Annotated in this window: 13 protein-coding genes; 12 read left to right on the top strand and 1 reads right to left on the bottom strand. The window is 51.7% G+C overall.

What is annotated here, in order from left to right:
- Nucleotides 1–191 precede the first annotated feature (191 nt).
- The 12 genes from kynU (at nucleotide 192) to BN1189_RS16225 (ending at nucleotide 13,122) form a co-directional block, all read left to right on the top strand.
- Nucleotides 192–1,466: a kynureninase gene (kynU, locus tag BN1189_RS14825; RefSeq protein WP_040229090.1), complete on the top strand. Its 1,275-nt coding sequence runs from the start codon at nucleotides 192–194 to the stop codon at nucleotides 1,464–1,466.
- 14 nt (nucleotides 1,467–1,480) lie between these two features.
- Nucleotides 1,481–2,335 (top strand): tryptophan 2,3-dioxygenase, encoded by an 855-nt coding sequence (gene kynA, locus BN1189_RS14820; RefSeq protein ID WP_040229089.1) that lies wholly within the window; start codon nucleotides 1,481–1,483, stop codon nucleotides 2,333–2,335.
- Nucleotides 2,336–2,350: 15 nt separating this feature from the next.
- Nucleotides 2,351–2,983, top strand: coding sequence for an arylformamidase (gene kynB, locus BN1189_RS14815; RefSeq protein ID WP_040229088.1), 633 nt, complete (start codon nucleotides 2,351–2,353; stop codon nucleotides 2,981–2,983).
- 203 nt (nucleotides 2,984–3,186) lie between these two features.
- Nucleotides 3,187–3,627 (top strand): hypothetical protein, encoded by a 441-nt coding sequence (locus BN1189_RS16610; protein WP_257125427.1) that lies wholly within the window; start codon nucleotides 3,187–3,189, stop codon nucleotides 3,625–3,627.
- An 86-nt stretch (nucleotides 3,628–3,713) separates the two neighbouring features.
- On the top strand, nucleotides 3,714–4,073 hold the full coding sequence (locus BN1189_RS16605; RefSeq protein WP_257125426.1) for a hypothetical protein: 360 nt from the start codon (nucleotides 3,714–3,716) through the stop codon (nucleotides 4,071–4,073).
- Nucleotides 4,074–4,357: 284 nt separating this feature from the next.
- A complete protein-coding gene (locus tag BN1189_RS14805) occupies nucleotides 4,358–4,540 on the top strand; it encodes a hypothetical protein (protein WP_040229087.1) in 183 nt (60 codons plus the stop codon).
- A 633-nt stretch (nucleotides 4,541–5,173) separates the two neighbouring features.
- Entirely contained in the window at nucleotides 5,174–6,976 is a 1,803-nt protein-coding gene (gene glmS / locus BN1189_RS14800) for a glutamine--fructose-6-phosphate transaminase (isomerizing) (RefSeq protein WP_040229086.1), read from the top strand.
- A gap of 235 nt (nucleotides 6,977–7,211) precedes the next feature.
- The gene (locus tag BN1189_RS14795; RefSeq protein WP_257125425.1) at nucleotides 7,212–8,804 is read left to right on the top strand and encodes a BCCT family transporter; all 1,593 of its coding nucleotides are present in this window, start codon (nucleotides 7,212–7,214) and stop codon (nucleotides 8,802–8,804) included.
- Between the two features lie 160 nt (nucleotides 8,805–8,964).
- Nucleotides 8,965–9,924 (top strand): ABC transporter ATP-binding protein, encoded by a 960-nt coding sequence (locus BN1189_RS14790; RefSeq protein WP_040229085.1) that lies wholly within the window; start codon nucleotides 8,965–8,967, stop codon nucleotides 9,922–9,924.
- Nucleotides 9,917–11,434, top strand: a complete 1,518-nt coding sequence (locus BN1189_RS14785; RefSeq protein WP_040229084.1) for an ABC transporter permease/substrate-binding protein — start codon at nucleotides 9,917–9,919, stop codon at nucleotides 11,432–11,434. Before BN1189_RS14790 ends, BN1189_RS14785 begins: the two co-directional genes overlap by 8 nt.
- Nucleotides 11,435–11,492: 58 nt before the next feature.
- Complete coding sequence (locus tag BN1189_RS14780; protein WP_040229083.1) at nucleotides 11,493–12,095, top strand: class I SAM-dependent methyltransferase; 603 nt, start codon at nucleotides 11,493–11,495, stop codon at nucleotides 12,093–12,095.
- Between the two features lie 877 nt (nucleotides 12,096–12,972).
- Nucleotides 12,973–13,122 (top strand): hypothetical protein, encoded by a 150-nt coding sequence (locus BN1189_RS16225; RefSeq protein ID WP_179860927.1) that lies wholly within the window; start codon nucleotides 12,973–12,975, stop codon nucleotides 13,120–13,122.
- Between the two features lie 33 nt (nucleotides 13,123–13,155).
- On the opposite strand, the gene BN1189_RS14770 is transcribed toward BN1189_RS16225, so the two are convergent.
- Nucleotides 13,156–14,988: an IS1182 family transposase gene (locus BN1189_RS14770; protein WP_179860967.1), complete on the bottom strand. Its 1,833-nt coding sequence runs from the start codon at nucleotides 14,986–14,988 to the stop codon at nucleotides 13,156–13,158.
- Nucleotides 14,989–15,131: the final 143 nt, after the last annotated feature.

Genomic DNA, 15,131 nt, shown 5'->3' with positions numbered 1-15,131 from the left:
TTCACGACCTTTACCTGAAAATATAATGGACCCATTCTATCATGAAAATCCGCAGAATACACGGGAATTTTCGTAACATTCAAGAATATTTATATGGAGCTAAACCCTATGGATAAAAGAAAGCGCTTGCATGAAGGCCGCTCTTCCCTTAACCTCGGATTAGTGGAAGAACGAGAAACGGAGGCGGAAAAATGAACCGGATTTCCGAAGAATATGCGGCATCACTGGACCGTGAAGACGCTCTTGCAAGGTTCCGTGAAGAGTTTTATATCCGGCCGGAAACGATCTACCTGGACGGGAATTCTCTCGGCTTGATGTCAAAACGCGCGGAGCGTTCAATGCATGAGCTGATCGATTCATGGAAAGAGTCCGGGATCGGGGGCTGGACGGAAGGAAAGCATCCATGGTACTTCATGGCCGAACGTCTCGGAGAGATGAGCGCGCCGCTCATCGGAGCCGAGCCGGACGAAGTCATCATGACCGGCTCGACGACCGCGAATCTGCATCAGCTGCTCGCCACTTTTTACCGTCCGGAAGGCAAGCGGACGAAAATCCTGGCTGATGAACTGAACTTCCCGAGTGATCTGTATGCGATCAAAAGTCAGATCGAGTTGCGGGGAATGGATCCGGACGCGCATTTGATCAAGGTGAGAAGCCGGGACGGCAACACGCTGGAGGAAAAGGACATCATCGCGGCCATGACCGACGAAGTGGCTGTCGCGATCCTGCCGGGCGTGCTCTACCGGAGCGGTCAGATCCTCGATATGGGCCGTCTCACCGCGGCCGCCCATGAACGGGGCATCTTGATCGGGTTTGACCTTTGCCACTCGATCGGTGCTTTGCCGCATTCGCTCGATGTATGGGACACCGACTTCGCGTTCTGGTGCACATACAAGCACCTGAACGGAGGACCGGGGGCGACCGGTGGGCTGTTCGTGAACAGGCGGCACTTCGGGAAAAAACCAGGTCTGGCCGGCTGGTTCGGCTCGGATAAGGAAAAGCAGTTTGACATGGAGCATGACATGACGCCTGCCGGGGAAGCGGGTGCCTACCAGGTCGGAACCCCGAACATTTTCAGCTCCGCCCCGCTGCTCGGATCGCTTGAGATGTTCACGGAAGCGGGCATCGGCAACATCCGTGAGAAGTCATTGCGGCTGACCGATTACCTGATCGAGCTGATCGAAGAAGAATTGCCGCAATCCGGCTTTTCGATTTCGACTCCGCTTGATCACGGGCGCCGCGGGGGACATGTGTATTTGGAGCATGACGAGGCTGCCCGGATCTGCCGGGCGTTGAAAGAAGAAGGGGTCATCCCCGATTTCCGTGCCCCGAAAGGAATCCGGCTGGCGCCGGTTGCACTCTACAATTCATTCGATCACGTCCGGCAGGCGGTTGTGATTCTAAAAGGAATCATGGAGGATGGACGGTATAAAAAATTCGACAACCAGCGGGATGTCATTGCCTGAGGGAGGGAAAGCCGATGCCGAAGAAGATTTCGGAGCTGAAGGAATCGCTGCAAGGCGAAAAATCGATCCATACGGATTTTCGCGAGTCAATGACCTACGGCGAGTATCTGTCCCTTGACCAGATCCTCAGTTCCCAGAACCGGCTGTCCGGCCACCATGATGAAATGCTGTTCATCATCATTCACCAGGTGAGCGAGCTCTGGATGAAGCTGCTGCTGCATGAACTGACCGCCGCCATCGATGATATCAACGCGGGAGAACTGCAATCGGCATTCAAAAAACTCGCGCGTGTGTCGAAGATCCAGTCCCAGATCATCGGCGCGTGGGACGTCCTGTCGACAATGACACCCGCTGAATACCTGGAATTTCGCGGATCGCTCGGAAAGGCGTCAGGCTTCCAGTCCCATCAGTACCGTCTCATCGAGTTCGCCCTCGGTTACAAATCGGAGTTCATCTTGAAAATTTATGAAAAGGATGCGGACATCCGCAGGGAACTTGAGCAGGCATACCGGGCGCCGGGCATTTATGACGCGGCGATCGGTGCTTTGTCGCGTGCCGGATTTGCGATCAACCCTGACCTGCTGGACCGCGACTTCCGGATCGTCTATGACGGGGATCCTTCCGTGGCCGCCGCGTGGGAAGAAGTCTACCGCGACACCGACCGGTACTGGGACCTGTATCAGCTTGCGGAAAAGTTGGTCGACGTGGAAGATTGGCTTCAGCAATGGCGGTTCCGCCACATGAAGACGGTGGAGCGGATCATTGGATTCAGGCAGGGAACCGGGGGATCGTCGGGTGTTGCGTATTTGCGGAATGTGCTCGACCACCGGTTTTTCCCGGAACTCTGGAATTTGCGGACGACGCTTTAAAGGAGAGGGATATAGATGAAGGAAGGAAACTGGACCGATATTACACAGCCGCTCAGAAACGGCATGGCCAACTGGCCGGAAGACACGCCGTTCGAGTTTGCCTTGGCCGCCACGAAAGAAGAAACCGGCTCTGCGAACATCGGTCAGATGACGACGAGCCTGCACATCGGAACCCATGCGGACGCGCCGTTCCACTTTGAGGAAACCGGCAAGCAGCTTCATCAGCTGGATCCAAACACTTATATTGGCACGACACGCGTGATCGACGTGACAAAATTCCCGTCGGTCGGACGGACGGAGCTGGAGCAGTTCAACCTGGACGGCGCCCGCCGGCTTTTGCTGAAGACATCGGAGAAGAACGACCCGATGACGTTCCCCGAAGATTACAAGGAGTTGCATCCGGACATCGGACCGTTGCTGCAGGAAAAGGGCATCATCCTGCTCGGCATTGACATCCCGTCCGTCGACCTGATCCACAGCAAGGAACTGGCAACACACCATTCGCTTCATGAAGCCGGCGTGCACATCATCGAAAACCTGATGCTCGCGGACGTGGAGCCGGGAGACTATGAATTCATTGCCCTCCCGCTAGCAATCCACGGCGCGGACGGCAGCCCGGTCCGGGCGGTCATCCGGCCTGCTGAATAAGGAATGTTGAAAAAGGCGGCCGGGCCGCCTTTTTTAGGACCAACGATCAATGGGCGGCTAGCGGACACGATGGACATTAGGGAAACAATCTCGAAGAGGGTGATGCTCTATAAATGATAGTATGGCTATTATAAATGTTCTAAAATCTGACCGTTCCGTGAAAAAGTAATTAGTACCTCAAACAAAAGAAAAGGAAGAGGGATTTGAAAATTATTATTAAGGAATATGACCAGAAAGATGAAATACAATTAAAAATGCTGTTAGATTTGTCTTTTGGGGAGGAATATTTACTAAGTATAGTAAGGAACTCTAAATTTGCATACTCAGCTTTTGATGAGGAACGATTAGTAGGAGTTGCTTTCGGATGGCTAAGTAGTTTCCATCCATACTGTACTTATTTTCGAATACTATGCAATCCATTGTATACCATGACAGGCGTTGAGGAAAAATTATTAGGAAAAATAGAAAGTCTAGAAACAATAGATTTGCCATTACAAACATCTATTTGGGAAACTTCAGTGAACATAAAAGAACTTTACGATAAAAATGGATTTAAGGAAATAAGAAGAACCTATATGCCGACGCTTCAGGTGTATGACCTCAAAGAGGGGCTGAAATTTGATGATGAAAAAAGTATATACTGAAAACGTTAGCTGAGGTTTCCTCAAACAATGTACTAATGAAAAAGTTAACGCTTCTTGTCAAAAGTAACTATGAAGAAACTCATAAAGTGAATCCAGTAGTTGATGCGAAGCTTGATGAATGGGAAAAGCTGATCTTAGAAAATGACACAGTCATTAATGGGAGTTATATCTTTTTAGATACAAGATGGAAAGAAATAATAGCATATTCGTTTCTCCACGAATCAGATCGTGAGAATTCCTATGAATTGGGGTGGTGTGGTTGCTCGGACATGATGTATAAAGAATTAATTCCACAACTAATATTTCAACACATACAGTATTCTATTACTCAGAACGTAAAGGATATTATAGGTGAGTTTGATACAACTGATAGCTATGCAATGGAAGTATTAAAAACGTTTCCTTTTTCACCATGTCCAACCTGGATTACTTACCAAAAAGAGTAAATCAAGAAAGAAGATTATATCATATCATATCGGCCATGGTTATGAGTTCGACAAAAAGCCACTTTACTCTGGAAGACAAAAATTAGATTAAAAAGTATGGTATTTTGGCATGATTTTTTTTATTGATAACTGCATGGAAATGTTTATTTGATTCGGAAATACAAAGAACTTAGGCCTTTCCATCGCAGTTACTTTAGTGAACATAGTTCATAGATTGAGCTATCCAACCACTTGAATACAAAAGAAGTGATCGGGCCATTTAGAAGAAAATTGGGGGCGTCTCGATGAAAAAGAAATTTTTATTTTACTGGCGATTATTCGTGCTTGCTATTATGGTTTTGCTTTTCTTAACGAAAGTAATAAGCTTAGACACATTCTTAGCAATGATAGGCGGAATAATAGTCTTTGTTGGTATCCCTGAGACTGTAAAAGCAATAATGAATAATGACAGAAAGGAAAATCCATAAACGACCGTGGTTGTTGCATAAAAGGTAAGAGAGATCTCTCTCACCGTTGGTCAGGAAAAATGCGCACGAAAGACGCTCTTTTTACTACACGAAAATCGCATGAGGCAAAATGCGTCCGCGAAACTCGTTGTTGCGTCCGCGAAAATCTTTCGTGACAAAATGCGTCCGCCAATCCGGCCATTGCTTCCGCTAAAAATCTTACTTGTTCCCCTTCTGTATCAGAAGAATGTCTGTTATTTTCCGGTTTGCAGTTTTGATTGACAAAAAAGGGCAGTCTGTAATAAAGTACAAAAGCAATCATGGCGAAGGAGGATTGGCGTTACGCCAAAATCGGAAAACAATTAAAGCGCCAGAGCTGGGCAAGTCCGTGCATTTTCACCCCAGCAGACGAGGTGGAGGTTCATCGAAGATTCGGCGGATGCCTCCCGACCGCAATGCCCGGTTGTCATGCTTTCCGGCAAAACACTTGAGCGATCAGGTGAAACAGAACGGGAAGCCGGCATTTCCATCCGCTGACAGAAGCGTGAAGAACACGCTTGAGCGGATCCAAATTAATCGGCAATGCAGCGCCCGCGGCCAAAAAAACGGCATCGGGACGCTTCTTTCGCATTGCCTCAATCGGAGGAAACGAATATGTGCGGAATCGTTGGTTATATCGGAGAACGGGATGCAAAGGAAATTTTGCTGAGAGGCCTGGAAAAGCTCGAATACCGAGGGTATGACTCCGCGGGAATAGCGGTCGCCACGGGAGACCGTGTAGAGCTGTTCAAGGAAAAGGGCCGGATTGCCGATCTCCGGGCCATAGTGGATCCCGGAGCGGAGGGCAAGTCTGGAATCGGGCATACCCGCTGGGCGACTCACGGCGTACCGGATGTCCGAAATGCCCACCCGCACCGGGACGAATCGGGCCGTTTCACACTCGTTCACAACGGAGTCATTGAAAATTACGGGAAGCTCATGAACGTACACTTGGCCGGAGTTGAGTTGAAATCGGACACGGACACCGAAATCATCGTCCAGCTTATCGGGAAATTCGCCGGGGAAGGCCTGAACACCGAAGAGGCGTTCGCCAAGACGCTGGGCCTGCTACATGGATCGTACGCAATCGCAATGCTCGATGAACAGGAACCGGAAACTATTTTTGTCGCCAAGAACAAATCACCGCTCCTCATCGGCCTCGGAGACGGATTTAATGTGGTCTCGTCCGATGCGATGGCGATGCTGCAAGTGACGGACCGGTTCGTCGAACTGAATGACGGGGAGATTGTCATCGTAAAGAAGGAGGGAATCCGCATCCGGACACTCGCGGGTGAACCGGTCGAGCGGGCTCCGTTCAAGGCGGAACTCGACGCTTCGGACATCGAAAAGGGAACATACCCGCATTACATGCTCAAGGAAATCGACGAGCAGCCGGCCGTCCTCCGGAAAATCATCCAGGCTTATCAGGATGAAAGCGGCAAACTGCACGCAGACGCTGGGGCACTCGAAGCGATCAACGAGGCGGACAGGATTTACATCATCGCTGCCGGTACGAGCTACCATGCGGGGCTCGTCGGTAAGGAGTTCTTTGAAAAACTCGCAGCCGTCCCGACGGAAGTCCATATATCCAGTGAATTCGGCTACAACATGCCGCTCCTTTCCAAAAAACCGCTGTTCATCTTTATCTCCCAGTCCGGCGAGACGGCGGACAGCCGCCAGGTTCTCGTGAAAGTGAAAGCGCTCGGTCATCCGTCCCTCACGGTCACGAACGTCGCCGGCTCTACGCTTTCCCGCGAAGCCGACCACACCGTTCTTCTTCATGCGGGTCCTGAGATTGCGGTCGCTTCGACGAAAGCCTATACCGCCCAGATTGCCGTGCTCGCGATCCTGGCCGCGCTCGCTGCGGAAGGGAAGGGGATGGAGCCCCGTTTCGATCTGACCCGGGAACTCGGCGTTGCGGCAAATGCGATCCAGTCGGTGATCGATCGGAAAGATGAATTGGAGACCCTCTCATTCGAATTCCTTGAAATGAGCCGGAACGCCTTCTTCATCGGGCGCGGTCTCGACTACCATGTGAGCCTGGAAGGCGCCCTTAAACTGAAGGAGATCTCCTATATCCAGGCGGAAGGGTTTGCCGGCGGGGAATTGAAGCACGGGACGATCGCTCTCATTGAGGAAGGGACACCGGTCTTTGCTCTGGCCACCCAGGCCGCTGTCAGCGCGAACATCCGCGGCAATGTAAGAGAAGTGACGGCACGCGGAGCCAAGGCCTGCATCATTTCAATGGAAGGGACCGGGGAAGAGGGAGACCAAATGAACATTCCAGCCGTCCACCCGATGCTGACGCCGCTCGTCTCCGTCATCCCTCTCCAGCTTCTCAGCTACTTCGCCGCCCTCCACCGCGGCTGCGACGTCGACCAGCCGCGCAACCTGGCAAAGTCGGTCACCGTGGAATAACCATCAAAATCAAGCGTACACCCCCCTTCGGATATGAATAATCCTGAGGGGTTTTTCGTATGAGAACATAGCTGCCGGCAGCGAGGGAGCATTTCCGTTTTCTTTTATTTGGCGCCTGGCCGGTTTGAAATGCTTGATTTTTCATGATATATTGTCAAATGTTTCGGAAATAAAATGGAAGGAGTGCAGGTTCTCTAGTTAACACGGAAACGCCAATCATTTTGGAGGGGATTTGATGAATAGGAAGAGAGAAGAAAGAAAAAAGAAAAAGAGCATGGTTGAGCGGAAAATATTTATTCCGGCCTTGCTGATCGTTTTTGCAATGAGCATTCCGTTCACTCTTTATGAAGCGGAATCCACGGAACTGCTCAATCGGATTTTTGACTGGATTGTCAGTTCATTTTCGTGGGGATACATATGGTACACCATCATTCTGACCGGAGCCGGGCTTTGGTTTTCATTTTCAAAGTATGGGGACATTGTTCTCGGAGATCCGGCGGAAAAACCGCGATTCAATATGTTTGAGTACGCATCTATCCTGATCTCGATGGGTCTCGGATCGACGATCATGCGCACGGCGATGACCGAGTGGGCGGAAGTCTCGGCAAATCCTCCTTTTGGCATTGAGCCGGGATCGGCGGAATCGCTGCTTTGGGGAAATGCCTACAGCATGTTTATGTGGAGCATTCAGGTGTTTGCAATCTTTGTGATCGCCGCCCCTGCAATGGGATATGTTCTCCACGTCAGAAAAAGGCCTTTCATGCGGGTTTCGGAGACACTCCGCGTGCTTTTTGGAGACCGGTTCACCGACGGACTCGGCGGCAAGATGCTGGATATCATTTTCCTGGTAACCATTCTCGCCGGCGCGGCGGTCACTCTCGGCCTCGGCACCCCGATTGTCACATATAATATCGCCTCGCTTTTTAACATAGACATCACGTTCGGGCTCACATTGACAGTCACGCTGATCTGGGTGATCTTCTTCACAATGAGTGCCTATCTTGGGATCGAACGGGGGATCAAGCGCCTGAGCACGCTGAATATGTACCTGGCCGCAGCGTTCGGTGTTTTTATTCTGCTCATCGGGCCCGGGAAATTCATACTCAACTACTTCACGGACACGGTCGGTTTCCTGCTGTCCAATTATCTGGATCTGTCTTTCTACACCAATTCGATGAAGATCGGCGGGACGACCCGGATTGAAAGCAATACAGTGTTCTGGTTTGCCTACAGTGCCACATGGGCGATGCTGCACAGTATATTCGCCGCAAAAGTATCTAGGGGCCGTACAATCCGTGAAATGATCCTCACTTATTTCCTCGCGCCGACCGCACTGTCATGGGTCGCGACGGGCATTCTCGGCGGACTTGGAGTCAATCGATTCCTGACCGGCCAGGTGGATGCGCTGAAAATTGTCCAGGATGATGCCATGAGGCTCATCCCGGAGATTCTCTCCACACTGCCGCTTTCCGGCCTGGTCATCGTGATTTTCATCATCGTAGCCGGAATTTTCATGATCACGACATTGGATTCGACGACCTACACGATCGCCTCTTATACAGGGACGAACAATATGAGTAAAGGGGAGCCGTCCAAGAACTTAAGGCTGATCGTGGCGGTTGTCGTCACGGCATTCGCTCTCATTCTCATGAGGGTCGGCGGGCTGGCTCCGCTGGAAGTCTTGTCCGGAATCCTTGGACTGCCGATTATCGTCATTCAGCTGCTGACGATCTTTGCGGCCAAGAGGATGATGGATGAGGACAGAGCCTGGATCCGCAATGTCAGACCTAAAGACTGGAAGGACAGGAGATCGAAAATCAATATGTGATGCGTCGGGGCTGTCCGGGAAAGATCGGGCAGCCCCGATGATGTGGGTGAGTGTCTCCCGGGCAACTGGCGGATATGTTTTCTTGACAGCGCCCGCTCACAACGGGAGTATAAGGGAAATGGAGCGGCAGCCGGCATAATTCTGGAAGGAGATTCGCGAGATGATTAAATTCGAACAGACATCCAAGCAATACCGCGACGGGACGTTGGCCGTTGACCGTCTGGATCTTGACATCAGGGAAGGGGAGTTCCTCGTCCTGATCGGTCCGAGCGGCTGCGGCAAGACGACGACCTTGAAGATGATCAACCGGCTCATCCCGTACACATCCGGGCGGATTCTGATCGACGGAAAGCCGGTGGAATCCTATCCGCTCGATCATCTCAGATGGAACATCGGTTACGTTCTCCAGCAGATCGCCCTGTTCCCGCATATGACTGTCGAAGAGAATATTACAGTCGTGCCGGAAATGAAAAAGTGGCCAAAGGAAAAGCAAAAGCGGCGGGCAGCCGAATTGCTCGAAATGGTCGGTCTCGATCCCGCCGTCTACGCCCGCAGGAAGCCATCCGAATTGTCGGGAGGCCAGCAGCAGCGGATCGGCGTCATCCGGGCGCTTGCCGCGGACCCGGATATCCTGCTCATGGATGAGCCGTTCAGTGCCCTCGACCCGGTGAGCCGGGAAGAGCTGCAGAACGATCTGCTGCAGCTGAAAAAGACGCTCGGGAAAACGATGGTGTTCGTAACCCATGACATGAAGGAAGCGCTGAAGCTCGCCGACCGGATCTGCCTGATGCGGGACGGCAGGATCATCCAGTTGGGCACCCCGGAAGAGCTCGTCGGACACCCCGCCGATGAATTTGTCCGGTCGTTCATCGGCAAGGCGGTTTCTTCGCCGTCTCACCTGATCGATCTCCGCCCCGCCGCAAAGGTAACGTCAAGCGGCCCGCCACCGCGCCTTTACCTCCCGGCGGATGTTCCGGCTGACCGCCTGCTCAAGGCGCTTGCCGAAGAAGACCGGGTCAGCGTAGAAGAGAACGGGGAAATCATCGGAACAATCGACCGCGCCTCCGTCTTCAGGCTGCTGGCTGACGGACTGGAGAAAGTGGAGAGAGACCATGGGTGAACTATTGAATGAATTCAACAACCGTAAAATGGAACTATGGACAGCCCTCCTTCAGCATATCGAAATCTCGTTCACCGCTTTGTTCTTTGCTGTCCTCATCAGCCTTCCGCTCGGGATCTGGCTCACCCGCCACCGGAAAGCGGCTGACGGGATCATCGGCGTCACCTCCGTCATCCAGACGATTCCGTCGCTCGCACTGCTCGGACTGCTAATCCCGCTTGTCGGAATCGGCAGGATTCCGGCGATCATCACTTTGACGGCCTATGCGCTGCTCCCGATCCTGAGAAATACATACACCGGCATCCGTGAAGTGGACCCGGCCCTTCTTGAAGCGGCTGATGGGATGGGGATGAACGCGAGGAGAAGGCTGCTGAAAGTCGAACTGCCGCTTGCCATGCCCGTCATCATGGCGGGCATCCGGACGGCGACGGTCCTGATCATCGGGACGGCGACACTTGCCGCGCTGATCGGGGCCGGCGGTCTCGGTGACCTGATTTTGCTCGGGATCGACCGGAACAACACCGGTCTCATCGTCCTCGGAGCGATTCCGGCCGCCGCTCTGGCGCTTGTGTTTGATTTTTTCCTGAAAAGACTCGAACAGATGCCGTTCAGGAGCAGCTTGATCGCGCTTGGAAGCATGGCGGCCGTCGTTACGCTCGTTCTCATCATTCCGTTATTCGGAAAAGAAGACGGGAAGCTGGTCCTGGCCGGCAAACTCGGTTCGGAGCCGGAAATCCTGATCAATATGTACAAGCTGCTGATTGAGGAAGAGACAGATCTGAGTGTTGAATTAAAGCCGGGGTTCGGGAAGACGTCGTTCGTGTTCAATGCCCTGAAGTCGGGGGACATCGACATCTACCCGGAATTCACCGGGACGGCCATTTCTGAATTTCTCGGGGAGGAAGCCAAAAGCACGGACAGCCGGGAAGTATATGAACAGGCGCGGGACGGGCTTGCCCGGCAGTTCGATCTGGTGCTGCTGGAGCCGATGAAGTATAACAATACTTATACACTCGCCGTCCCTGCCGATTTCGCACGTTCAAACGGATTAAAGCAGATTTCGGATCTGCAACGGATCGAGGACCGCGTGAATGCCGGCTTCTCGCTCGAGTTTTCCGACCGGGAGGACGGGTACATTGGCATTCGGTCGCTGTACGGCATTGATTTCCCGAACGTTGTCACGATGGAGCCGAAACTCCGTTACGGCGCCATCCAGTCGGGAGAAATCAACCTGGTCGATGCCTATTCGACGGACAGCGAAATCGAGCGCTACGGGCTGCAAGTTCTGGAAGATGACCGGCATCTGTTCCCGCCTTATCAAGGCGCGCCGCTCTTGAGGAAAGAGACGGCTGATGAGCATCCGGAGCTTGCGGGCGTACTGAACCGGCTGGCGGGCAGGATTTCAGACGATGAAATGAGGGAAATGAATTACCGGGTGAGCGTTGACGGGGAACCGCCGGCCCGCGTGGCACATGACTACTTGAAGAAAGCGGGATTGATCGGCAAATGACGCATGCCGGCTCAAGTAATACGGGATGCGGATACAGAAGCAGAAGGGAGAGGTTCAAATGACAAGAAACCATTGGGACGAACGTTTTTCAGAAGAGGAATATGTGTACGGGACGGAACCAAACGAATTCATCCGGACGATGTCCCGTCTGATCCCGCCTCATTCGAAGGTGGCGGCGCTAGCGGAGGGTGAGGGCCGGAACGCGGTTTACCTGGCGGAAGCGGGTCATTCGGTGACCGCTTTCGATCAGTCAACCGTCGGTCTTCAAAAAGCGGTCGGACTGGCAGAAAAACGGGGCGTACAGATCGAGACGAAGGAAGCCGATCTCATCAAGGACCGGATTCCAGCCGACTCGTTCGACGCGGCGATCCTCGTGTTCGGCCATGTTCCGAAGGAGAGCCAGGAATCCTTCTTTTTCAATCTGATCGGCTCCGTGAAAAACGGGGGCATCATTTTATTTGAAGTCTATTCCGAAGAACAGTTGCGCTACGGTACCGGGGGACCGGGCAATCTTGAAAGCTTGTATGACCCGGCGGACATCCTTCGTTGGATCCGTCCCCATGACGTCGTTCATTTCTATTACGGCGAGGCCGACCGCTCGGAAGGAAGCCGTCACACCGGAACCGGCCACGTCATCCAGGGGGCAATACGGAAGAAGTAAACAAAGAGGGGCTGTCCGATAAGTCCCTAAAATGATGAAGGAGGCGAAAAACAAATCGTTTTTCGCCTCCTTCCTTTTATTTTGAATATGTTTGGCAGAAGGCATCCGCAGGATGCCCGCCACTTTCAGGAAATTGTGGGCGAGTGCCAGGATTCCAAACTCCAAGTGAACCTTATCCAGCCCTCGAAGATGGAATCGACGGAANAACCGCCGTTTCAAAGTTGAACACGAGCGGAATGACGGTGAAGATGAGTGCGGCGGCGATGATGATGCCGGACAGGGAAATGACGACCGCGCGGTACTGCTCGCGGAGCACCTTCATTGGAATGAGCGTGCCCATATGGACAATCGCCGGTCCGATCAAAATCGCCCCAAGCACGGCAAACTGCGAACTTTCCAAGAGATCCGCAGGGAAAATGCCCGTCCAGGATAGGACCATGAAGCTGACCATCGCCGTGAGCAGCATCGGAATCCGCGCCCGCGACACAATCGACAGCCACTCCCCGAACGCAATCAAGGCAAAGATCAAGACCGTGGCAACAAGAGGCGAGTGAATGATGTCTGACATGGGGTGTCCTTCTTTCTATTCAGGATCGAGTGTAGACAGGGTAAATGTGTTGACCGCACTAATTCTACTTACCTGAATTCGTTAAGTCAATGAAATTTTCAGAGATATATCGCATAAAGTATTTTGTAAGCGTTATCTTTTCAGATGGTACCGTCCGTGCCTTTTAAGAGCGTGATATCGGTGAAAATAAACGAGGAAAGACAGTGAGGGATCTAAATCTGCTCGTTTCAATAGGATGGGTTGATGGCCGTTTAAAATGATCAGGTGAGGGGAATAATGGAAATATCGATACCGGACGGAGGAAAAGGAATGTACGAACAATCCGCAGAACAAACGATGTTCCGATATGAATTGTCGCGTCTGGCCATGGATCATAAATACTGTGAAGACCATGAAATCCGACTACTGATCGCTAATGACATGGAGTTGCTGGAATGTGCGCTTTGCGCCATTCAATGACCGTCTCAGGAAGGTCTTTTTTAACGAGCAGATCTATGCGGAGCGGGAGTGTGACCCAATCCGACTTCCAATATTAAAGGGGGCTGTCCGATAAGTCCCTAAAATGATGAAGGAGGCGAAAAACAAATCGTTTTTCGCCTCCTTCCTTTTATTTTGAATATGTTTGGCAGAAGGCATCCGCAGGATGCCCGCCACTTTCAGGAAATTGTGGGCGAGTGCCAGGATTCCAAACTCCAAGTGAACCTTATCCAGCCCTCGAAGATGGAATCGACGGAACGCCAAATTGCCCTTGAGATTCCCAAAAACTGTCTCCACTTCGATTTTCCGAAGGGCGTAGATCTGTTTTAGGGTTTCATCATCAAGGGCTTTTCTTGCCTTGGCCTTCAATTCCTCATAAATCGGATTCCAGTGAACCTGCCGGTTCCCTTTTGCCTTGGTGCACAGTGCTTTCAACGGGCAGTCACTGCAATCCTCGCACTCATAGATTTTGAAATCCTGGACGAAGCCAGACGCATTTTTCTTTTTCATGTATTTCTTGAAGCGGACTTTCCGTCCGTTCGGACAGACGAACAGATCATCCTCTTCGTGATACGCCCAGTTCTTGGCGTTGTATGCGTTTTTCTTATAACTGCGCGATTGTTCCTTCAGGTAGGTGTTATACGGGATTAGAAAATCGGCAACCGCTTCTCCGTCTTCCTCTCCGAGAAGATAAAGGTAATTCTCCTCACTTCCGTATCCCGCATCCGCGACAATGCGCTTTGGCATCGGCAGCGCAGTTTCCCGGTAGGCTTCCATGTGTGGGATCAGACACCGGGTGTCTGTGGGCCGCTGGTGAACAGAATAGAAAAGAACAAATTGGTTCTCGGTGGCCATCTGGATATTGTAGCCGGGCTTGAGCTGGCCGTTTTTCATATGATCTTCTTTCATTCGCATGAATGTGGCATCCGGGTCTGTCTTCGAGTAACTATTCCGGTCTTCTCCGCAAACCTCAAGCTGGGCAGCATATTTCTCTTTCCTCGGAATGAAGTCATCCCGGACCGACTTGAGCTTCCTGCGGATCACCGAGCGTTTTCTACGGATTCCCTTGCGGACCGCTGTATCTGTCTCTTTCTCAATTTTGTCCGTCAGGATCTCTTCCTGTCCTTCCAAACGGGAGACGGTCTCCATCAGTTCCTCCACCGAAGGATCACCTTCAGGCAGACTTCCCATTTCGAATCCCTCTGCCTCTGCAATCTCATGGATCTCCTGCAGGGTCTCGCTGATTTTCTTTTTCAGCTTTTCCTCGTATCCCAACACCGCTTTCTTGAATACAAAGGAATATTTATTGGCATCCGCCTCGATCTTCGTCCCATCGAGGAAGTAATTTTCAAAGTCAATGAAGCCGCGATGATGCAATTCCATCACCATTGCTTCGAATAAATCATCGATCATCTTTGGCATTCGGACCCCGCGGAACTCATTGATGGTCCGGTAGTCGGGAAGCTGGCCGGCGGCCAGCCACATAGCAGGAATGCTTTCCCTTGTCAGCTTTTCAATGCGCCGGCAGGAATATTCCTTTTGGGAGTAGGCGTAAAGAATGATCTTAAGCATCATCTTCGGGTGGTAAGAACTGCGGCCGCCTCCGGAATAATGCGCAATGAGCTGATCATCCGGAATCGTCTCGATCATTTCATCAATGACACGTGCCACATGGTCATCGGGAACCAGCGATTCGACATCGAAGATGGCGAAGGACTGGCGGTTATCATAGGGCTTGAAGACAGGCGCCAACCGGCGTTTTGGACGTTTTTCCTCAGGCTTGTTCACCTCTGCCAAGATCTCCATTTCTGTGATATACTCTGTTGTAGCAGTCTTCGGATTGCACATAAAAAGATCGCTCCTTTGTGTGTGTTGTTGTGGTGACTCCATTCTACAAAAGGCAGCGGTCTTTTTCTATTTTTTTGAGAGAGATAAAAAACAGAAAGGGGCTGTCACAGAAAGTCGTTTTTATCGACTTTCTGGACAGCCCC

It is taken from the genome of Bhargavaea cecembensis (assembly GCF_000826125.2).
Taxonomy (GTDB): Bacteria; Bacillota; Bacilli; order Bacillales_A; family Planococcaceae; genus Bhargavaea; species Bhargavaea cecembensis_B.
This window is presented reverse-complemented; position numbering and strand designations above follow the sequence as displayed.